At 45.7% G+C, this 20,024-nt stretch carries 14 protein-coding genes, 2 tRNA genes, 3 rRNA genes and 1 other annotated feature; of the genes, 6 read left to right on the top strand and 13 right to left on the bottom strand.

From position 1 onward, the window contains the following. Position 1: 1 nt before the first annotated feature. A complete protein-coding gene (locus OCU87_RS03015) occupies positions 2 to 688 on the bottom strand; it encodes a DNA-3-methyladenine glycosylase I (protein ID WP_094957526.1) in 687 nt (228 codons plus the stop codon). Between the two features lie 81 nt (positions 689 to 769). Here OCU87_RS03015 and OCU87_RS03010 point away from each other — a divergent pair, with 81 nt between their 5' ends. After that, entirely contained in the window at positions 770 to 1,072 is a 303-nt protein-coding gene (locus OCU87_RS03010; RefSeq protein WP_094957518.1) for a YebG family protein, read from the top strand. A gap of 226 nt (positions 1,073 to 1,298) precedes the next feature. Beyond that, a complete protein-coding gene (dapD, locus tag OCU87_RS03005) occupies positions 1,299 to 2,330 on the top strand; it encodes a 2,3,4,5-tetrahydropyridine-2,6-dicarboxylate N-succinyltransferase (RefSeq protein ID WP_062688905.1) in 1,032 nt (343 codons plus the stop codon). A gap of 93 nt (positions 2,331 to 2,423) precedes the next feature. On the opposite strand, the gene OCU87_RS03000 is transcribed toward dapD, so the two are convergent. The 10 genes from OCU87_RS03000 to clpB all read right to left on the bottom strand — a co-directional run bounded on the left by OCU87_RS03000 (position 2,424) and on the right by clpB (position 14,245). Then, entirely contained in the window at positions 2,424 to 2,750 is a 327-nt protein-coding gene (locus OCU87_RS03000; protein ID WP_062688907.1) for a DUF2799 domain-containing protein, read from the bottom strand. A 162-nt stretch (positions 2,751 to 2,912) separates the two neighbouring features. Further along, positions 2,913 to 4,109, bottom strand: coding sequence for a multidrug effflux MFS transporter (locus OCU87_RS02995; RefSeq protein WP_261857806.1), 1,197 nt, complete (start codon positions 4,107 to 4,109; stop codon positions 2,913 to 2,915). A gap of 229 nt (positions 4,110 to 4,338) precedes the next feature. Further along, positions 4,339 to 4,638 (bottom strand): hypothetical protein, encoded by a 300-nt coding sequence (locus tag OCU87_RS02990; protein WP_062688911.1) that lies wholly within the window; start codon positions 4,636 to 4,638, stop codon positions 4,339 to 4,341. A 450-nt stretch (positions 4,639 to 5,088) separates the two neighbouring features. Then, positions 5,089 to 5,165, bottom strand: a tRNA-Asp gene (locus tag OCU87_RS02985). 66 nt (positions 5,166 to 5,231) lie between these two features. After that, positions 5,232 to 5,347 (bottom strand): 5S ribosomal RNA (gene rrf, locus OCU87_RS02980). A 124-nt stretch (positions 5,348 to 5,471) separates the two neighbouring features. Beyond that, a 23S ribosomal RNA gene (locus tag OCU87_RS02975) occupies positions 5,472 to 8,364 on the bottom strand. Between the two features lie 279 nt (positions 8,365 to 8,643). Beyond that, positions 8,644 to 8,719 (bottom strand) — tRNA-Glu (locus OCU87_RS02970). Positions 8,720 to 8,817: 98 nt separating this feature from the next. Further along, positions 8,818 to 10,360, bottom strand: a 16S ribosomal RNA gene (locus tag OCU87_RS02965). Together the 16S, 23S and 5S rRNA genes with 2 tRNA genes alongside form the textbook arrangement of a ribosomal RNA operon. Positions 10,361 to 10,759: 399 nt before the next feature. Beyond that, entirely contained in the window at positions 10,760 to 11,443 is a 684-nt protein-coding gene (locus OCU87_RS02960) for a tellurite resistance TerB family protein (protein ID WP_261857805.1), read from the bottom strand. A gap of 228 nt (positions 11,444 to 11,671) precedes the next feature. Beyond that, the gene (gene clpB, locus OCU87_RS02955) at positions 11,672 to 14,245 is read right to left on the bottom strand and encodes an ATP-dependent chaperone ClpB (RefSeq protein ID WP_062688040.1); all 2,574 of its coding nucleotides are present in this window, start codon (positions 14,243 to 14,245) and stop codon (positions 11,672 to 11,674) included. Between the two features lie 251 nt (positions 14,246 to 14,496). On the opposite strand from clpB, the gene OCU87_RS02950 reads away from it, so the two are divergent. Further along, on the top strand, positions 14,497 to 14,868 hold the full coding sequence (locus tag OCU87_RS02950) for a hypothetical protein (RefSeq protein ID WP_062688039.1): 372 nt from the start codon (positions 14,497 to 14,499) through the stop codon (positions 14,866 to 14,868). Positions 14,869 to 14,954: 86 nt separating this feature from the next. On the opposite strand, the gene pgeF is transcribed toward OCU87_RS02950, so the two are convergent. Both pgeF and rluD read right to left on the bottom strand, forming a co-directional pair. Then, on the bottom strand, positions 14,955 to 15,689 hold the full coding sequence (gene pgeF, locus OCU87_RS02945) for a peptidoglycan editing factor PgeF (RefSeq protein ID WP_261857804.1): 735 nt from the start codon (positions 15,687 to 15,689) through the stop codon (positions 14,955 to 14,957). A gap of 42 nt (positions 15,690 to 15,731) precedes the next feature. After that, entirely contained in the window at positions 15,732 to 16,706 is a 975-nt protein-coding gene (gene rluD / locus OCU87_RS02940) for a 23S rRNA pseudouridine(1911/1915/1917) synthase RluD (protein ID WP_261857803.1), read from the bottom strand. Between the two features lie 139 nt (positions 16,707 to 16,845). On the opposite strand from rluD, the gene bamD reads away from it, so the two are divergent. From bamD to pheA, 3 genes are all read left to right on the top strand, one after another. Then, on the top strand, positions 16,846 to 17,571 hold the full coding sequence (gene bamD, locus OCU87_RS02935; protein WP_062688038.1) for an outer membrane protein assembly factor BamD: 726 nt from the start codon (positions 16,846 to 16,848) through the stop codon (positions 17,569 to 17,571). Positions 17,572 to 18,069: 498 nt separating this feature from the next. Then, entirely contained in the window at positions 18,070 to 18,423 is a 354-nt protein-coding gene (gene hpf / locus OCU87_RS02930) for a ribosome hibernation-promoting factor, HPF/YfiA family (RefSeq protein ID WP_062688037.1), read from the top strand. Between the two features lie 175 nt (positions 18,424 to 18,598). Next, positions 18,599 to 18,720 (top strand) — a sequence feature (Phe leader region). 59 nt (positions 18,721 to 18,779) lie between these two features. Next, positions 18,780 to 19,949, top strand: coding sequence for a prephenate dehydratase (pheA, locus tag OCU87_RS02925; RefSeq protein WP_261857802.1), 1,170 nt, complete (start codon positions 18,780 to 18,782; stop codon positions 19,947 to 19,949). Positions 19,950 to 20,024: the final 75 nt, after the last annotated feature.

Below are 20,024 nucleotides of genomic sequence, written 5' to 3'. Positions count from 1 at the left end.
CCTAGATACGGTTATCACCGCAACTGAACGCGATTATTTGGCTGATCTGACACAAAGGTCGGCCAGATTCTTGCTGCCAATCATTAAAAGCCGCTAATGTCGCTTGCTGGGATTTTTTGGTATCACGGCCACCGTCAATCACCCCAATATTACGTAAATAAGCCTCAACATCCCCACTCAAAATAAAGGTGTCTTTGCCCATAATTCGCAGTGTATAGGGGCCCGTATTACCCCCTAATCGCTTACCGTTTTTCTTTAGGTACTGCCATAATCCAATAATATCTTCGGAAGGCCACTGTGCGACCATGTTGGAAAACGAGCCATATTCACAGGCCGCTTGATGGATCATACGGGCATTTTCAGGAATGGTCATGACCTTGCCTAAGTGGCGAATAATCGCAGGGTCGGTTGCTTTTCGTTCCCACATTTCCGTTGGCATCAAGAGCATTTTTTCGATATCAAAACCGAAGAACACCTCTTCAAAATTGGGCCACTTCGCCCGTACCACCTTCCAACTCATGCCAGATTGAAACACTTTTTGGCTAAATGCGGCGAGCCAGCGATCATCTGGGATCTGCTGAAGCTGCTCTGAAGACAGTGCGACAGATAACAGGCTCTCAAGGGCTGCATCACCACCTTTCCGTTCTGCTGCTCTTGCATAAATTCGATCAAATTTTTCTCGCATCATCACATAACACTGCTTATCACTGGACATAGCCCTTAATGCTACTGTATAAACAGCCAGTAAATCAATTCGGAGAGGGTGACCATGGCTGTTATCGTCAAATATGTGGTTGAGCGCAACGGAGAAGAAAAGATGACTTTCACCTCTAAGTCCGAAGCCGACGCATACGACAAAATGTTGGATATGGCTGACGATATGTTTGCTTTACTTAGTGAAAGTGAACTATTCGAAGATGAAGCTAAGCAAGAAGAGCTATCAATGTTCCTCGCACAAAAACGCGAAGAAGTACTTGTAGCACTGGGTGCAAAAAAAGCAAAACCTGCACCAAAAAAGAAAGTAGCAAAGCCTGAAGCAATAGAAGATATTCCTCAGGAAGATGCCGCTTAATTTTTTACTTTTTGTACATATCCTAAAAACCTCCTTCTGGAGGTTTTTTTATGGCGATAATTCCACCACATTTAGCCCTCTTAACCCATTTTTATCAGATCTACGTCATTTTTCACTGATTACCCTTTCCCCTCTTCTATATTCTGACAACTCTCTTTATGATGAAGGTAACGATATATAGACGAATTAAGTGCTATAGCACTTACGAAATGGAGAACAATTCAATATGGCTAGCTTTTCTCTTGCCTTAGGTACTGCAACGAAAAACCGTGACGGTAAAATCATCGAAGCATTTTTTCCAAGCCCTGTATTAAACCCAACAGATGCTTTAGTTAATGCAGTTGCCGCTGTGGTTAATTACAAAGAAGGCAACCAAGCAATTGAAATAACTCCAGCTCAGTGCGCTGATTTACAAGCGGCCTTCGTAGCAGCTAACGACGACAAGCATGCACAATTTGCAGCTAAAGCGGCAAACTCTTCACAACCGCTTGTGGTTGTTATTCTAGCGACAGATGCAGCACCAACCTCTGTTTCTGAAGCCTTCCTTAAGCTACAACTTATTTCTCATCGTTTAGTTCAACCACACGGTGTCGTACTCGATGGCGTCTTTGGTCTACTGCACAACATCGCATGGACCAACCAAGGCCCTATCGATTTACCAGAGCTAACCGATCGTCAAATTGAAGCACGCCTAAACGGTGAAGCGTTAACTGTCGATTGTGTAGATAAATTCCCTAAAATGGTTGATTACATTGTTCCTGCTGGTGTGCGTATCGCTGATACATCACGTGTTCGCCTAGGTGCTCACGTTGGTGAAGGCACAACCGTAATGCACGAAGGCTTCATCAACTTCAACGCAGGTACAACTGGCGTGAGCATGGTAGAAGGTCGTATTTCTGCAGGTGTTATGGTTGGTAATGGTTCAGATATCGGTGGTGGTGCATCTATCATGGGTACACTATCTGGCGGTGGTAAAGTTGTCGTCTCAATTGGCGAAAACAGCCTACTAGGTGCCAATGCAGGTCTTGGTTTCCCACTGGGCGATCGCTGTACGATTGAATCTGGCTTGTACGTAACAGCGGGTTCTAAAGTGCGTATGCTTGACTCATCAGGCCAAGAAGTGGAAGTCGTTAAAGCGCGCGACCTTGCAGGCAAACCTGACCTTCTGTTCCGTCGTAACTCAGTAACAGGTCAAATTGAATGTTTGACTAATAAGAGTGCGGTAGAGCTAAACAGCGAGCTTCACAGCAACAACTAATCCGACAATTAACGATTAGTGATATAACAAAGGCTGCCAATGGGCAGCCTTTTGAATTGATAACAAGCAAATGGATCAAACAGTCACCCGTTACTAATAACCTCGTCCAGTTAAACCATAACTGCTTGAATCTGAGGTACATTCATTTAGGTAGTCCGCATTAACCACCGTCGATACGGATTGGCGGCCAGAACAATAATCAAAACGTCCTTTTAAGTAACCCGCTCGATACTCTTCGTATTCTGTTTCACTCAGCGCACCTAAATCACCCAACCGCTGCTCATTTAGTTCACGGTAACCTTGCTCACCATGGTAAGCACCCAGTCCCTGCCAATTTTTCTCTTCAGTCAGACCGCTCTCATACGGAGACGTACAACCTACCAACCCTACCACCATTGCTGCGACTATCACTTTCATCATACTTGCATCCTCTGCCACTGAGGCTTTGCCACATCATTGTTATAATATGAATCTGTATCATGTGAATCACCCTTTAGCGCACGAGGAGTCTCCTCTAATGGTAAAAGGCTATAAAAGTAAGTATGGTCTAAATCGCCCAATCTGATAGAACAAGTTCCCCCCCTAATTCAGGGCTGCCGCCGCTTCTCTACCACTATCCAAATGACTGCCACTGTAAATTAAAGCTAAACCTACTATCGCCGCACCAAACATCACCAAGCCTAAATGCCAAAGTTGATTAATGCCGATATGCAGTAAAAAACTACTGATCAAAGATGCAATAATCATTTGGCATGCGCCAGATAACGCAGATACTGTGCCCGCTTTTTTTGCATAAGGCAGTAGTAGTAATGATTGCGCACACGGGAATGCCATCCCATTGGCCATCGCAAGTAAGAAGTGCCCAGCACTTACCGTGACAGGAGAAAGCGGTGCAAAAATAAAAATAATCCCTGATACAACATGAATAAATGGCGTTAACTGAAGTACTTTCATGGTGCCTAATCGCGGCCGTATACGCTGACATAATAGCCCACCACACAATAAGCCTATCGCAGGGATCATCGCCCAGAGCGCGTATTCATCGGAGTCCATGCCTATTTGTACCTGCATAATAAAAGGCATTAAAGAAATAGAGATAACGACCAAGGTAAAGTTCACCCAACCAATCCCTGCAAAGCTCATAAAGTGACGCTCTCGGAATAAAGAAAAATACGAAAGCGCTAAAGTGGATACAGATTGAGGCCGAGAAGTTGCAGCCAGTGTCTCTTTAAAGAAAAAAATAAGAATGAGCCAAATACAACTGATGTAAGCAAGAAGCAAAATAAAGACACTTTGCCAGCCTAAATAATGGTTAACCATACCGCCAATAACGGGACCAATAATAGGAGTAAAAGCCGCCACAATGGAGACCCAAGTCATGGCCTTAACAAAGCTTTGATTTTGATAACTATCGCGCATGGTTGCTCGTGCTAACACGCCCACACTCCCAGCGCCAAATCCCTGCATAATTCGTCCAGCTAACAAGCCTGAAAAGTTATCACTATTACAAACAGCAACAACTAAGCCAATGATCGCAATAGACAATCCAATCAATAAAATAGGCCGACGGCCAAATACGTCTGAGAGTGGCCCATAGATCAGTTGGGACGATCCAAACATGAGTAAGTAACCCGAGACTAATAACTGGGTTTGATCTGTGGTGATCGAAAGATCCCGTGCGATCCAAGGCAGTGATGGGAAAACCAACCCTAAACTTAACTGGCCAATACTGACAATTAGGCACGCCAACAATAAAGGCTTCCAGTTGAATTTTTCCATCTAACACCTCATCTAGCGAATAGTTATTCTATTATGCATTGATAAAGAGAAAAGGATTAGCAGCGCGAGAATAATAAATACTTTCCCACCTGGAAACAATAAACAACAAAGCCGAGACTGAGCTCGGCTTTGCTAGAAAATCATCGTTTTCCGTACATCAAGAGAGTTTAAAGCTGAGGATGGCTTAGCTCATTGAAGCACCACTCCGACGGCGAAACACACCTTAGTATTACTTTTTAATACAGTATTTCAGTGGGTTCTGGAGGGAAAACTTACTACCCGTGGTTTCTACATTCCCTTTTTTCAATGCCACCAAAATTTCCCGATGGATTTTAATAATGGCAAAAAAGCGGACCACTATAAAAATAATAAAGGCAGGCATTAGTACTTGTGCCATTGGTGCTGATTGCAGCACGAAATCATTCAATAACCAGACGGCAAGCATTAACAACATCAAATAGAGTGAATGTGGTTTAATCACAATGTTCACTTCTGTTGCCGATTCACTGCGCTCATAAAAAAACTTCATATCAGCCCTAATACTTAAAATATATTCCAGCGTTAACCTTCTCATATTCATCGTTTATAACGCAAGTCTATGCATAATCACACTTGTACAAAACAGAGATATCATCAGGAAGAAGCGATACCGAACATCAGTGCGCCCCAACGTGTCAGGCCGCTACGCTCGTCAATAAAAAGGCTAACCCACTTGGCTACAGCTTCCGCTCCATGATTAGCCAAAATACAAATGCAAAAAAGCCCTGCTATTGCTGGCAGGACTTTTGAATAAATGGCGGAGCGGACGGGACTTTATATAAATAAACTGCCACACCGAAAATCAGCGTGTCCCCCGGCGTGATAGGCCGCCGCCTCCAAGGTAAATAGGCTAACCAACCGAACGACCGCTGCCGCGCCATAATTCGCCAAAGTACAAATGTAAAAAAGCCCTGCTATTGCTAGCAGGGCTTTTAATAAGTGGCGGAGCGGACGGGACTCGAACCCGCGACCCCCGGCGTGACAGGCCGGTATTCTAACCAACTGAACTACCGCTCCACACGGTGATAAACAGTTGCCTGTCTATCCGATAAATGTCGTTCAATACACTTATCTAAATTTGAAGCCTGGCGATGACCTACTCTCACATGGGGAGACCCCACACTACCATCGGCGCTATTACGTTTCACTACTGAGTTCGGCATGGGATCAGGTGGGTCCATAATGCTATGGTCGCCAAGCAAATTCGGTTTATTCACCGCCATTCAGGCGATAAATACAATCTGGGAAAGTTAACTAGTTACAATATTCATTCTTAACACGCATTCAAGCGTTATGGAGTCCGTAAAACCCCTTGGGTGTTGTATGGTTAAGCCTCACGGGCAATTAGTACAGGTTAGCTCAATGCCTCGCAGCACTTACACACCCTGCCTATCAACGTCGTAGTCTTCGACAACCCTTTAGAGACCTTAAAGGTCTAGAGATGACTCATCTTGAGGCTCGCTTCGCGCTTAGATGCTTTCAGCGCTTATCGATTCCGAACGTAGCTACCGGGCAATGCTATTGGCATAACAACCCGAACACCAGCGGTTCGTCCACTCCGGTCCTCTCGTACTAGGAGCAGCCCCTCTCAATCATCTAACGCCCACGGCAGATAGGGACCGAACTGTCTCACGACGTTCTAAACCCAGCTCGCGTACCACTTTAAATGGCGAACAGCCATACCCTTGGGACCGACTTCAGCCCCAGGATGTGATGAGCCGACATCGAGGTGCCAAACACCGCCGTCGATATGAACTCTTGGGCGGTATCAGCCTGTTATCCCCGGAGTACCTTTTATCCGTTGAGCGATGGCCCTTCCATTCAGAACCACCGGATCACTATGACCTGCTTTCGCACCTGCTCGAATTGTCATTCTCGCAGTCAAGCGGGCTTATGCCATTGCACTAACCTCACGATGTCCGACCGTGATTAGCCCACCTTCGTGCTCCTCCGTTACTCTTTGGGAGGAGACCGCCCCAGTCAAACTACCCACCAGGCACTGTCCGCACCCCCGATTAGGGGGCGACGTTAGAACATCAAGCATACAAGGGTGGTATTTCAAGATTGCCTCCACATCATCTAGCGACAATGCTTCAAAGGCTCCCACCTATCCTACACATGTAGGGTCAATGTTCAGTGCCAAGCTGTAGTAAAGGTTCACGGGGTCTTTCCGTCTAGCCGCGGGTACACAGCATCTTCACTGCGATTTCAATTTCACTGAGTCTCGGGTGGAGACAGCGTGGCCATCATTACGCCATTCGTGCAGGTCGGAACTTACCCGACAAGGAATTTCGCTACCTTAGGACCGTTATAGTTACGGCCGCCGTTTACCGGGGCTTCGATCAAGAGCTTCGACCGAAGTCTAACCCCATCAATTAACCTTCCGGCACCGGGCAGGCGTCACACCGTATACGTCATCTTTCGATTTTGCACAGTGCTGTGTTTTTAATAAACAGTTGCAGCCACCTGGTATCTGCGACTCCCAGCAGCTTAGAGAGCAAGTCTCATCACCGCGAGGAGCGTACCTTCTCCCGAAGTTACGGTACCATTTTGCCTAGTTCCTTCACCCGAGTTCTCTCAAGCGCCTTGGTATTCTCTACCTGATCACCTGTGTCGGTTTGGGGTACGATTGCTTATAACCTATCGCTTAGAGGCTTTTCCCGGAAGCATGGCATCAATGACTTCATCACCGTAGTGACTCGACATCGGGTCTCAGCCTTAAGATAGTCCGGATTTGCCTAAACTATCAGCCTACACCCTTGAACTTGGACGACCGTCGCCAAGCCCACCTAGCCTTCTCCGTCCCCCCATCGCAGTTATAAGCAGTACGGGAATATTAACCCGTTTCCCATCGACTACGCCTTTCGGCCTCGCCTTAGGGGTCGACTTACCCTGCCCCGATTAACGTTGGACAGGAACCCTTGATCTTCCGGCGAGGGAGTTTTTCACTCCCTTTATCGTTACTCATGTCAGCATTCGCACTTCTGATACCTCCAGCAGCCCTTACAGACCACCTTCAACGGCTTACAGAACGCTCCCCTACCCAATATGAACAAGTCATATTGCCGCAGCTTCGGTGTATAGCTTAGCCCCGTTAAATCTTCCGCGCAGGCCGACTCGACCAGTGAGCTATTACGCTTTCTTTAAATGATGGCTGCTTCTAAGCCAACATCCTGGCTGTCTGAGCCTTCCCACATCGTTTCCCACTTAGCTATAACTTTGGGACCTTAGCTGGCGGTCTGGGTTGTTTCCCTCTCCACGACGGACGTTAGCACCCGCCGTGTGTCTCCCGGATAGTACTTACTGGTATTCGGAGTTTGCAAAGGGTTGGTAAGTCGGGATGACCCCCTAGCCTTAACAGTGCTCTACCCCCAGTAGTATTCGTCCGAGGCGCTACCTAAATAGCTTTCGGGGAGAACCAGCTATCTCCAGGTTTGATTGGCCTTTCACCCCTAGCCACAAGTCATCCGCTAATTTTTCAACATTAGTCGGTTCGGTCCTCCAGTAAGTGTTACCTCACCTTCAACCTGCCCATGGCTAGATCACCTGGTTTCGGGTCTAATCCTAGCAACTATGACGCCCAGTTAAGACTCGGTTTCCCTACGGCTCCCCTAAACGGTTAACCTTGCTACTAAAATTAAGTCGCTGACCCATTATACAAAAGGTACGCAGTCACCCAACAAGTGGGCTCCTACTGCTTGTACGTACACGGTTTCAGGTTCTATTTCACTCCCCTCACAGGGGTTCTTTTCGCCTTTCCCTCACGGTACTGGTTCACTATCGGTCAGTCAGGAGTATTTAGCCTTGGAGGATGGTCCCCCCATGTTCAAACAGGATATCACGTGTCCCGTCCTACTCGTTTTCACTAATAATGCGTTGTCGGTTACGGGGCTATCACCCTGTATCGCTGTGCTTTCCAGCACATTCACCTAACGCAAGACTGGCTTAAGGGCTAATCCGATTTCGCTCGCCGCTACTCTCGGAATCTCGGTTGATTTCTCTTCCTTCGGGTACTTAGATGTTTCAGTTCCCCGAGTTCGCCTCGTTACGCTATGTATTCACGTAACGATACGTGCTTATGCACGTGGGTTTCCCCATTCGGAAATCCCAGTCTCAAGTGATTTTTACTATCTAAACTGGGCTTATCGCAAGTTAATACGTCCTTCATCGCCTCTGACTGCCAAGGCATCCACCGTGTACGCTTAGTCACTTAACCATACAACCCCAAGAGGTCTGTATGTTCAAACAACCAAGGTTTTATCGTCACTCATTTCCGATCAAGAAAAATGAGGACATTGGTTTTTCGCCGGACTCTACACAAGACACTTGAATGTGTGTTGTTTTGAGAACTCGTTTTTATCATTAAAGATAAAAACTATTGTAATTCAATCATTCGATTGAATTTACTAGTCAGCTTTCCAGATTGTTAAAGAGCATTGTGTTTGTCCGTAGACATCCACTTTCTAATTACACTCAAGCGAATGTTTTTAGAAAGTGGCGTCCCGTAGGGGAGTCGAACCCCTGTTACCGCCGTGAAAGGGCGGTGTCCTAGGCCTCTAGACGAACGGGACTAAGTACTTTCTTGAAAAATCACTAATGATTTTTCACTCTTTTACATTTTAACCAAGCAATCTGTGTGGACACTGCATCAAACAAGCAGTCTATCGTTTAAGGAGGTGATCCAGCCCCAGGTTCCCCTAGGGCTACCTTGTTACGACTTCACCCCAGTCATGAACCACACCGTGGTAAACGCCCTCCCGAAGGTTAAGCTATCTACTTCTGGTGCAGCCCACTCCCATGGTGTGACGGGCGGTGTGTACAAGGCCCGGGAACGTATTCACCGTGGCATTCTGATCCACGATTACTAGCGATTCCGACTTCATGGAGTCGAGTTGCAGACTCCAATCCGGACTACGACGTACTTTCTGGGATTCGCTCACCATCGCTGGTTGGCAGCCCTCTGTATACGCCATTGTAGCACGTGTGTAGCCCTACTCGTAAGGGCCATGATGACTTGACGTCGTCCCCACCTTCCTCCGGTTTATCACCGGCAGTCTCCCTGGAGTTCCCACCATTACGTGCTGGCAAACAAGGATAAGGGTTGCGCTCGTTGCGGGACTTAACCCAACATTTCACAACACGAGCTGACGACAGCCATGCAGCACCTGTCTCAGAGTTCCCGAAGGCACTAAGCTATCTCTAGCGAATTCTCTGGATGTCAAGAGTAGGTAAGGTTCTTCGCGTTGCATCGAATTAAACCACATGCTCCACCGCTTGTGCGGGCCCCCGTCAATTCATTTGAGTTTTAATCTTGCGACCGTACTCCCCAGGCGGTCTACTTAACGCGTTAGCTCCGAAAGCCAGGACTCAAGGTCCCAACCTCCAAGTAGACATCGTTTACGGCGTGGACTACCAGGGTATCTAATCCTGTTTGCTCCCCACGCTTTCGCATCTGAGCGTCAGTCTTTGTCCAGGGGGCCGCCTTCGCCACCGGTATTCCTTCAGATCTCTACGCATTTCACCGCTACACCTGAAATTCTACCCCCCTCTACAAGACTCTAGTCTGCCAGTTCAAAATGCTGTTCCGAGGTTGAGCCCCGGGCTTTCACATCTTGCTTAACAGACCGCCTGCATGCGCTTTACGCCCAGTAATTCCGATTAACGCTCGCACCCTCCGTATTACCGCGGCTGCTGGCACGGAGTTAGCCGGTGCTTCTTCTGTTGCTAACGTCAAACGGCAACGCTATTAACGTTACCGCCTTCCTCACAACTGAAAGTACTTTACAACCCGAAGGCCTTCTTCATACACGCGGCATGGCTGCATCAGGGTTTCCCCCATTGTGCAATATTCCCCACTGCTGCCTCCCGTAGGAGTCTGGACCGTGTCTCAGTTCCAGTGTGGCTGATCATCCTCTCAAACCAGCTAGGGATCGTCGCCTTGGTGAGCCATTACCCCACCAACTAGCTAATCCCACCTGGGCTAATCTTGACGCGAGAGGTCCGAAGATCCCCCTCTTTGGCCCGTAGGCATTATGCGGTATTAGCTATCGTTTCCAATAGTTATCCCCCACATCAAGGCATATTCCCAGGCATTACTCACCCGTCCGCCGCTCGTCAGCAAATTAGCAAGCTAATTCCTGTTACCGCTCGACTTGCATGTGTTAGGCCTGCCGCCAGCGTTCAATCTGAGCCATGATCAAACTCTTCAATTTAAAGTTTTTGATGGCTCAATGAATACTGATTGAATATCGATAACTAGAAGCTAGTCATGATATTCGAATTGACTGTGCCAAAGCTTAAGTAAACTTAAGTTTTGTATTGGTCACTCAGTTCATTGATGCCAAATTCATTGTTACTTAAAAAGTCACAATGAACAGTTTTGACTATTCATTTCACGAGTGCCCACACAGATTGCATGGTCAAATTGTTAAAGAACATACTGACTTCGTAACGGGCTTAGCGCCTTGCTCCGTGTCAGTGAGGTCGCATTATAGAGACTTCGATCGCATTGGCAAGGGGCTTTTTGAAATAACTTCAACAAAAGCACCCGACCGAACAAAATTACACCTAATCAGCCTAAAGCGGTCAAATAACAACGCCAATCACTCTGATTATAGTGATGCTTGCTCTTCTATTTTCTCAACTAAACCCTGTGGTAGTCCTAATGCGTGAGATAACTGTGCTAAATAAGCCTTTTCCATGAAGTGATCAACATCAATTGCGAGTAATGAGACTAAATAGACTTCTGATGCTTGCTCTAGATTGGTAACGTCCTTCGCCAATACAGCAGGATCTAGTGGTTCATTCATCCAGCGTGAAATTATGGTTTCAACATTTTCACCGACACCTTGCTGATGCACCCATCCCGTTATCGCTTGTTTTTCGGCTTCATCTACATGTCCATCAGATCTCGCAGCAAATACCATCGCTTTTAATAGTAATACGTTTTCTGCGCTCGCCTCTGCCTTTACTTCAATGGCTTTATCATTAACCGAGGACGTAGATAAAGGTTGAGGAGCCGTCGATTCACTTGGCTGATCTTGCTGCCACTTTTTATAGGCCTGATAAGCCAATGTACCAGCAACAGCAGTGCCACCAACCATTGCCGCTTTGGTGCCATATTTCGAGACCATCTTTCGACTTTTCTTATTACCTAATAATGTGCCGATTAATCCACCGCCGACAGCGCCTTTAAGTAAATCGGTTTTATTCGATGATGAGCTTACTGCCGCCGACTTACCGCTATCCATAAGCTTGGTTGCTTGCCCTAACAATTGATCCATTAAGCTTTTCATAATGACTCCTTACTATAAGCTGATGCCAGTGTGATTACCCAACCACATTACAAGCCTCAAGATGAATCGAAAATGAATTCGCAGGTAAATTAAGGTAAAGGAAATAAATGCCGCATCTCTTTGCGCGTTTTGTTATTACGAATACAAAAACACCGAAGCAATCACTCACCTCGGTGTTTTCTATTAGCTGTACCACTAATAGTGGGTTGGCTATCGACTCAAGCCGCTTTATTGCTTAGTGACAATTTTACCGTCAGCCGCCACGACTTGAATCACTTTGCTTGGAACTAACTTACCCGACAAGATATCGTGAGCAAGTGGGTTCTCTATATATTGTTGAATAGCCCGTTTAAGTGGCCTTGCGCCATACACAGGATCAAATCCGGCTTTAGCAATTAATGCCAATGCACTCTCATCCAACGATAATTTATAGTCTTTCTCTTCAAGTCGTTGAACCAAACGTTCAACCTGAATACTTGCGATATGCTGAATGTTCTCTTGACCGAGAGGGTGGAACACCACTGTTTCATCCACACGGTTAATAAACTCAGGGCGAAAATGGTGACTAACGACCTCTAAAACCATATCTTTTATGCCAGCATAATCTAATTCACCAAAGTTCTCTTGAATACGATCAGAGCCTAAGTTCGATGTCATGATGATGACACAATTTCGGAAATCAACGGTACGCCCTTGGCCATCAGTAAGGCGGCCATCATCTAATACCTGTAAAAGGATATTAAATACATCAGGGTGTGCCTTTTCTACTTCATCAAGCAAAATGACAGAATAAGGACGACGACGGACAGCTTCAGTTAAATAGCCGCCTTCTTCATAACCGACATAGCCAGGAGGAGCCCCAACAAGACGGGCCACTGAGTGCTTCTCCATAAACTCAGACATGTCGATACGAACCATATTGTCTTCGCTGTCGAACATGAATTTAGCCAAAGACTTACACAACTCTGTTTTGCCGACCCCAGTTGGTCCTAAAAACAAAAAGGAACCAATCGGACGGTTTGGATCAGAAAGTCCAGCGCGACTACGGCGAATGGCATTAGATACGGCATCTACTGCTTCATCTTGACCAATCACACGCTTATGAAGTTCCTCCTCCATACGCAGTAATTTATCACGTTCACCTTCAAGCATTTTCGCAACAGGAATACCTGTTTGACGCGACAGAACCTCAGCAATTTCAGCTTCAGTTACTTTATTACGCAGCAAACTCATTTCCTGCATCTCAGCTTGGGCGGCCAAATCGAGCTGTTTTTCAAGCTCTGGGATTTTGCCATATTGCAGCTCAGACATACGATTGAGGTCGCCTGCACGGCGAGCTATCTCCATATCCATTCGCGCTTGCTCAAGGGCTGTTTTGATATGTTGAGTGCCTGACAATGCCGCTTTTTCAGCTTTCCATACTTCTTCTAATTCAGCGTAATCACGCTCTTTGCTTTCAAGCTCAAGATGTAAATCGCTCAAGCGCTTCTGGCTTGCATCATCACTTTCTTTAGCCAGCGCTTGTTGCTCTATTTTAAGTTGGATAATACGACGTTCTAAACGATCAAGTGATTCTGGTTTAGAGTCGATTTGCATACGAATGCTGGAAGCTGCTTCATCAATCAGATCGATTGCTTTATCGGGCAACTGACGGTCTGACACGTAGCGCTGCGATAAACGCGCAGCCGCAACAATTGCGGGGTCGGTAATTTCCACATGATGATGAAGTTCGTAGCGCTCTTTTAGACCACGTAAAATTGCCACGGTATCTTCAACCGTAGGTTCATCCACCAGCACTTTTTGGAAACGGCGTTCAAGCGCGGCATCTTTCTCTATATATTGACGGTATTCGTCCAGTGTTGTCGCACCAACACAATGTAATTCACCCCGCGCTAATGCAGGCTTTAGCATGTTACCCGCATCCATAGAGCCTTCGCCTTTACCTGCGCCGACCATAGTATGAAGCTCATCAATAAAGAGGATGACACTCCCCTCTTCTTGAGATAGTTCGTTCAAAACAGACTTCAAGCGTTCTTCAAATTCACCACGGTATTTCGCACCTGCGATCAATGCGCCCATATCCAGTGACAATACTCGTTTATTACGAAGACCTTCTGGTACTTCACCATTCACAATCCGCTGTGCGAGCCCTTCAACAATGGCCGTTTTACCCACACCTGGCTCACCAATGATCACTGGATTATTTTTAGTTCGACGCTGTAAGACTTGAATCGTACGGCGGATTTCATCATCACGGCCGATCACAGGGTCAAGTTTGCCTTGCTCTGCTCGCTCAGTCAGATCGATGGTGAATTTTTCTAACGCTTGGCGGTTTTCTTCAGCATTAGGATCATCAATATTTTGTCCACCACGCACTTGGTCGATGGCTTTTTCTACCTTAGTCGCCGTTAAACCGAGTTCTTTCAGTAACTGTCCTAATGGACCTTTATCGTCAACGGCAGCCAAAATAAATAACTCAGAGGAGATGTATTTATCTTTTCGTTTTTGTGCCAGCTTGTCACACATGTTCAGCAACATCCCCATACTGTGTGAAAGCTGAACATCACCACCAATGCCAGTCACTTTAGGGAATTTATCAAGCTGTTCTGATAAGCGAGAACGTAATTGCGTTGTATCAACATCCAGCATGGTCAATAACGGGCGGATCGTACTGCCATTTTGATTCAGCAACGCCGACATCAAATGAGCGGGTTCGATATACTGATGGTCTCGCCCTAATGCAAGCGATTGTCCGTCAGATATCGCCATTTGAAATTTACTGGTAAATCGGTCAAGACGCATAAGTCCTCCCATATCGATATTATTTCTCTCTAATATATATGGAGTTGATCTCTCAGAATTTCAACACAACCGCGAAGAGTTTGTTATGCAAACTTACTAAATAACGCCTGATCTATATTCCCTCCCAGACATATAAACTAATTTTTCTTCATTAACGATAATTTAAATGGAATGCCATTCTAAATATTGACAGCCAAATATAGAATGCCGTACCATTTAATCAATACGACGTTCCATATCGAGGAAAAATCATGTTCAAGAAAGGCCTAACTACCAGCGCTGTTATCATTGCCGCACTTGCTTCATCTACTCATGTTATGGCGCAACGCGATATTCAGGAAAAACGCCAAGAAGTACGTCAAGAAGCACGAGTTGAATCCCGTACTGAAGATCGCATTGAAAACCGTCGCAATCCCAAAACGGCAGCGACAAATATTGTGGTTATTCAAAATGCCATGATGCGCACAGTCAGTTATAAAGGTGTTGTGCTGCTACACGATACCGTAAACCAACGATTCTACCGTGCAAAAGACAACGGCTACGAGCTGTACTCTGTCCCCTTTGGTGCAAATGTAGTTCAGCTGTCACAAGCAAACCCGATGAATATCACCATTATTAACTAATGGCTTAATCTCAGAACATAAAAAAGCCCTGCAAGGTAATGCTTGCAGGGCTTTTTTCATTGTCGCTACGGATTAATTAAAAAAGATTATTCAATCCAAATCAAACTCGCTTGACGACCCGTCACACCATCACGGCGATAAGAGAAGAAAGTATCAGATTCAGTCACGGTGCAGTGCTCTCCCCCATAAATATGGGTAATACCGCTATGGCATAGGCGCTGACGAGCTAACTGATAAATATCAGCTAGCCACTTTTCACCGTGTGCTGTAAATGCACACTCGGCTTCAGGAAGCACAGCCATAAACTGCTGGCGTACTTCTTCTCCCACCTCAAATTGCTGTGGGCCAATAGCAGGGCCTAACCATACAAGTATGTCACTACTTGGCGCATTAAATAATGCTAATGCTTGTTCAATAATGCCATCGACTAAACCGCGCCACCCCGCATGAACAGCCGCGACTTGCGTACCCGCTTTATCACACAATAAAACAGGCAAACAATCGGCAGTCATTACAGTGCAGGCGATACCCGATTGCTGGGTATAACTGCCATCTGCATCGACAACTTCAAGCAAAGGTTTCGTTAGCGTTAAGACTGTCGTGCTATGTGTTTGATTTAACCAAGCCGGTGATGATGGCAGTTGTAGCTGTTGCTGCAAACTATCACGATGATGACAAACCGCCAGAGGATCATCCCCCACATGCAAACCCAAGTTAAAACTTTGGTAGGGCGCTACGCTGGTTCCACCGACTCGTGTTGTGCTAATTGCTTTCACATTCGTAGGTGCAGGCCAGTCAGGGATAATTTGCGTTGTCATCATCTCATCACATCCATTGGTGTTAGCTGACGCTAGCTGCTGATATTAATAGTCATCAACGCCATGCTCGACTTTATCTTTACGTAGAATGTCGATCATCGCCACCATATCGTTTGGTAGCGGTGCATGCCATTCCATCACTTCACCCGTCATTGGGTGAGCAAGACGCAACATACGAGCATGCAGTGCTTGACGGTCAAATGCGCGTAACGCGGCAATTAACTCATCAGATGCATGGCGTGGTGGACGCGGACGGCCACCGTATTGCACATCACCCACTAGCGGGTAAGTCAGGTATGACATGTGAACACGGATCTGGTGCGTACGACCCGTCTCAAGACGTAAAATCAAACGCGTATGTTCACGGAAGTGCTCTGCAACACGGTAGTGTGTAATTGCAGGTTTACCTAACTCGTGAACAGCCATGCAGATTCGTTTAGTCGAGTGACGACCGATTGGCTTTTCAATCGTGCCACCGCCCGTCATTCTACCAATAGCGATAGCTTCGTATTCACGCGTAATTTTACGCTTTTGTAGCGCACGCACTAAACGTGTTTGCGACTGGATTGTTTTAGCCACAACCATCAAACCGGTCGTGTCTTTATCCAAACGGTGCACAATACCAGCTCGCGGTACTTCAGCAAGCAACGGGCAATGATGCAATAACGCATTCAATACCGTGCAATCTGGCGTACCGGCGCCTGGGTGAACCACGAAGTCACGAGGTTTGTTGATCACGATAATATCGTCATCTTCATACACAATATTCAACGGAATATCTTGTGCTTCCCAACGAACTTCATCTTCAATCTCTGCAATAATGTGCAGCTCTTCGCCACCCATCATTTTTGCGCGTGGCTTATTAACGACACTGCCGTTAACCGACACCATGTCGCCAAGAATCCAATCCTTGATGCGAGATCGAGAGTAATCTGGATATAATTCTGCGATAACCTGGTCTAGACGTTTGCCTAGCTGGCTCTCATTTACTGTATTTGTTAACTCTATTTGCTGTGCCATAGCGAACTTTTTCAAAAAGCGTGAGACTAAATGCCAAACGCTGAGTAAAATAACCTAATAGTGTCATTGTATCTGTTAACGGCTCTCACCGTAATGGATCACAGAAATAAAATTTTTGATCAAGGAATCTGACGCCGTAATGAAACGCCTGACTCTCACAGCGATTCTTGCTGTCGCCCTTCTTTCGGGCTGTTCCAGCACTGATGAAGTTGTGCCAGATGTACCACCTTCTGAGCTTTATGCCACTGCGCAAGAAGCCCTACAAAGTGGTAGCTGGACAAAAGCCATCGAACGTTTGGAAACGCTCGACTCACGTTATCCATTCGGTGCCTACTCTGAACAGGTACAATTGGATCTCATTTATGCCTACTACAAGAACGACGATCTCGCGTTAGGTGAAGCCACCATTGACCGTTTTAATCGTTTAAATCCAGTTCATGAAAAAACAGACTGGGTGATGTACATGCGTGGCCTCACTCATATGGCACAAGACCGTAGCTTTATGCACGATCTGTTTAGTGTCGATCGCCACGACCGCGATCCCGTACCTGCACGCACGGCTTTCCGTGACTTTAAACGTTTACTCGATCGCTTCCCAGATAGCCAATATGCTGCTGATGCGAAAGCTCGTATGATTTTCCTGAAAAATCGTCTTGCTGATTACGAGTTAGCCACTGCTGACTTTTATGTTCGCCGTGAAGCATGGGTAGCTGCCGTTAACCGCTGCCAGCAAATCCAACGTTTATACCCAGACACTGAAGCGGCGCGTAAGTCATTGGATTTAATGCTAACCGCATATGAAGCATTAGGACTTGAAGAGCCCATTGCCAATACTAAAAAGCAAATTGCGCTGAATCCAAGTTGATAAACTAATGTCATAAACGAAAAACGGCAGCCTCAGGCTGCCGTTTTTTTGAATTCTATAATGAAGTAATGCATTAACGCGGGCTCAATTCATCTCGTCCATTTCAATATAATAAACATTCGATTTTAGAACTCGAGTTACACCATCAATTTAATAATTTTCCCAGTTTTGGTTAATCATTGCCTGTCGCTCACCAATTACGTGGCTCATAACACCGAGAACGAAACGGACAAAAATAACACAACTGTTTGTAACTAATCGAAAAAGTCCCCTAGTCAGCACCAGCCGCCAGCGTTTTATCTTCCTTCATACTGCCTTAACCTGATCGGTATAAACAAGCCTTTTCGTGAAAGTTTTTTACGACAAAACCGATTTGATCACAGAATTATTCTGGATATATTTTAAAAAAACAAAACGTGACGCAGATCACATTATCATCGCCTGAATTTAGTAATCTGAACTCAACCCAACGAAGGGTAGCAAAAGAGGAAGATAATTATGACAGTAGAAATCACCGGCAAAAACCTAGATATCACCCCTGCTATCCGTGAGAGAATTGAACTAAAATTCAATAAGTTAGAAAAGTATCAAGTGCCGCTAATTAACAAGCATGCCGTTGTTAGCACTGAGCCTAGCCGTAAATTTAAAGTTGAAGCATCTGCTGCTATTCCGGGAGGTAATATTGTTGCCTCAGCAGAGCACGACGACATGTACGGTGCAATTACTGAAGTCTATCAAAAACTCGAACGCCAACTGAATAAACAAGCGCATAAGCCTTCTGCGCGCCGAGCAAGCCACAGTGACAAACCCGAGCTTGCTGAAGTAGAGGTAGAAGAAGAAGCTGACGTATAACCGCAAGCTTTGAAGAGGAATTGATAACAACCCCGCCCTGTGCGGGGTTTGTTCGTTTTGGCTAGGGTTTCACCTTGACAACCCTAGCCAACCACAATATGGTGATTTAATCCCATAAGGGATACAAGACTGTAAACAAATTATTACATATACGAAACGAGTGTTCTCTACAAATGCTTATAACAAACCTGTTTTTCTTTACCTTCTTTTTTATGTCCCCTTAGTGGAGGCTATTCGTTATGCAAGAAAGAAGATAAAGACGAATAGAAAGCCTCCCAAACGGGGGGCTTTTTTGCATGTATTCACAACATATATACCGTATTAACCGATAAGTTGCCGCGATAACAAGGATCCTTATGACAGAACAACAATATTCATTGGACGATATTCGCAAGAATGTGAGCCGAATAGATAACGAACTTTTGCAGCTATTAGCTGAACGTCGCCAACTTAGTCTTGAAGTCGCAAAAAGCAAAATTGAAACAGCTAAACCAGTACGTGATTTAACGCGGGAACAAGCCTTGTTGTTGCGTTTAGTTGATGCGGGTAATGCACTACAACTCGATCCACAGTATGTAACCCAAATATTTCATACCATTATTGAAGATTCAGTCTTATACCAGCAGGCATATTTGCAAAAACTCACCAACCCAGAAAGTTTACAACCTGTAGCTCGAGTTTCTTTCTTAGGATCTCAAGGGTCATATTCTCACCTTGCCAGCCGTAACTACTTCAGTAAAAAACAAACTAAACTGGTTGAGATGAGCTGTTCGACGTTCCGTGATGTCATCAATACCGTCGAAACAGGCAATGCTGACTATGGGGTGCTTCCCATTGAAAACACCAGCTCTGGCTCTATCAATGAAGTGTACGATTTACTTCAACATACTAGCCTGTCGATTGTCGGTGAAATCACCCAACCGATTGAGCACTGCTTACTTGTCGCAACCGATACTAGCCTAGACCAAATTACCACGCTGTACTCTCACCCACAGCCCCACCAGCAGTGCAGTGAATATTTACATACAATGGGAAATATCAACCAAGAGTATTGCTCGAGTACTGCTGAAGCGATGCAAAAAGTGGCTGAACTGCAACGTGCTGATGTCGCAGCGATTGGCAATGCCTCCAGCGGTGAAATATATGGCTTAACAGCGGTGAAGTCAGGTATTGCGAACCAACAAGAAAACTTCACGCGTTTTATTGTTGTTGCCCGTAAACCCGTGGAAGTGACGTCTTTGATCCCCGCTAAAACCACCTTAATCATGTCTACCGCTCAGAAAGCGGGGTCTTTGGTTGAGTGTTTAGTGGTACTGCGTAACCTCAATATCAATATGACTAAACTAGAGTCTCGTCCCGTTATTGGCAATCCGTGGGAAGAAATGTTCTACCTTGATGTTGAGCAGAATCTAAAATCGGAAGTGATGCAAGGCGCACTCGAAGAACTCACGCGCTTAACCCGCTTCATTAAAGTGCTAGGTTGCTACCCAAGCGAGAATGTAAAACCCGTTGATATTGAGTTTTGATAAAACGAAACAGACTCAAATAACTAAAATAAAACAAGAGAGCATCAGGCTCCCTTGTTTTTTATTTTGAACAAC

The organism is Photobacterium sanguinicancri, from assembly GCF_024346675.1.
In the GTDB taxonomy this organism is placed as follows: Bacteria; Pseudomonadota; Gammaproteobacteria; order Enterobacterales; family Vibrionaceae; genus Photobacterium; species Photobacterium sanguinicancri.
This window is presented reverse-complemented; position numbering and strand designations above follow the sequence as displayed.

Coding starts and splice junctions, on each gene's coding strand:
- OCU87_RS02995 (WP_261857806.1), bottom strand. CDS start 4,109: ATGGAAAAATTCAACTGGAAGCCTTTATTGTTGGCGTGCCTAATTGTC.
- OCU87_RS02960 (WP_261857805.1), bottom strand. CDS start 11,443: ATGAAAAGCTTAATGGATCAATTGTTAGGGCAAGCAACCAAGCTTATG.
- OCU87_RS02950 (WP_062688039.1), top strand. CDS start 14,497: ATGTTCAAGAAAGGCCTAACTACCAGCGCTGTTATCATTGCCGCACTT.
- OCU87_RS03010 (WP_094957518.1), top strand. CDS start 770: ATGGCTGTTATCGTCAAATATGTGGTTGAGCGCAACGGAGAAGAAAAG.
- OCU87_RS03015 (WP_094957526.1), bottom strand. CDS start 688: ATGATGCGAGAAAAATTTGATCGAATTTATGCAAGAGCAGCAGAACGG.
- rluD (WP_261857803.1), bottom strand. CDS start 16,706: ATGGCACAGCAAATAGAGTTAACAAATACAGTAAATGAGAGCCAGCTA.
- clpB (WP_062688040.1), bottom strand. CDS start 14,245: ATGCGTCTTGACCGATTTACCAGTAAATTTCAAATGGCGATATCTGAC.
- hpf (WP_062688037.1), top strand. CDS start 18,070: ATGACAGTAGAAATCACCGGCAAAAACCTAGATATCACCCCTGCTATC.
- bamD (WP_062688038.1), top strand. CDS start 16,846: ATGAAACGCCTGACTCTCACAGCGATTCTTGCTGTCGCCCTTCTTTCG.
- OCU87_RS02990 (WP_062688911.1), bottom strand. CDS start 4,638: ATGAAGTTTTTTTATGAGCGCAGTGAATCGGCAACAGAAGTGAACATT.
- pgeF (WP_261857804.1), bottom strand. CDS start 15,689: ATGATGACAACGCAAATTATCCCTGACTGGCCTGCACCTACGAATGTG.
- OCU87_RS03000 (WP_062688907.1), bottom strand. CDS start 2,750: ATGATGAAAGTGATAGTCGCAGCAATGGTGGTAGGGTTGGTAGGTTGT.
- dapD (WP_062688905.1), top strand. CDS start 1,299: ATGGCTAGCTTTTCTCTTGCCTTAGGTACTGCAACGAAAAACCGTGAC.
- pheA (WP_261857802.1), top strand. CDS start 18,780: ATGACAGAACAACAATATTCATTGGACGATATTCGCAAGAATGTGAGC.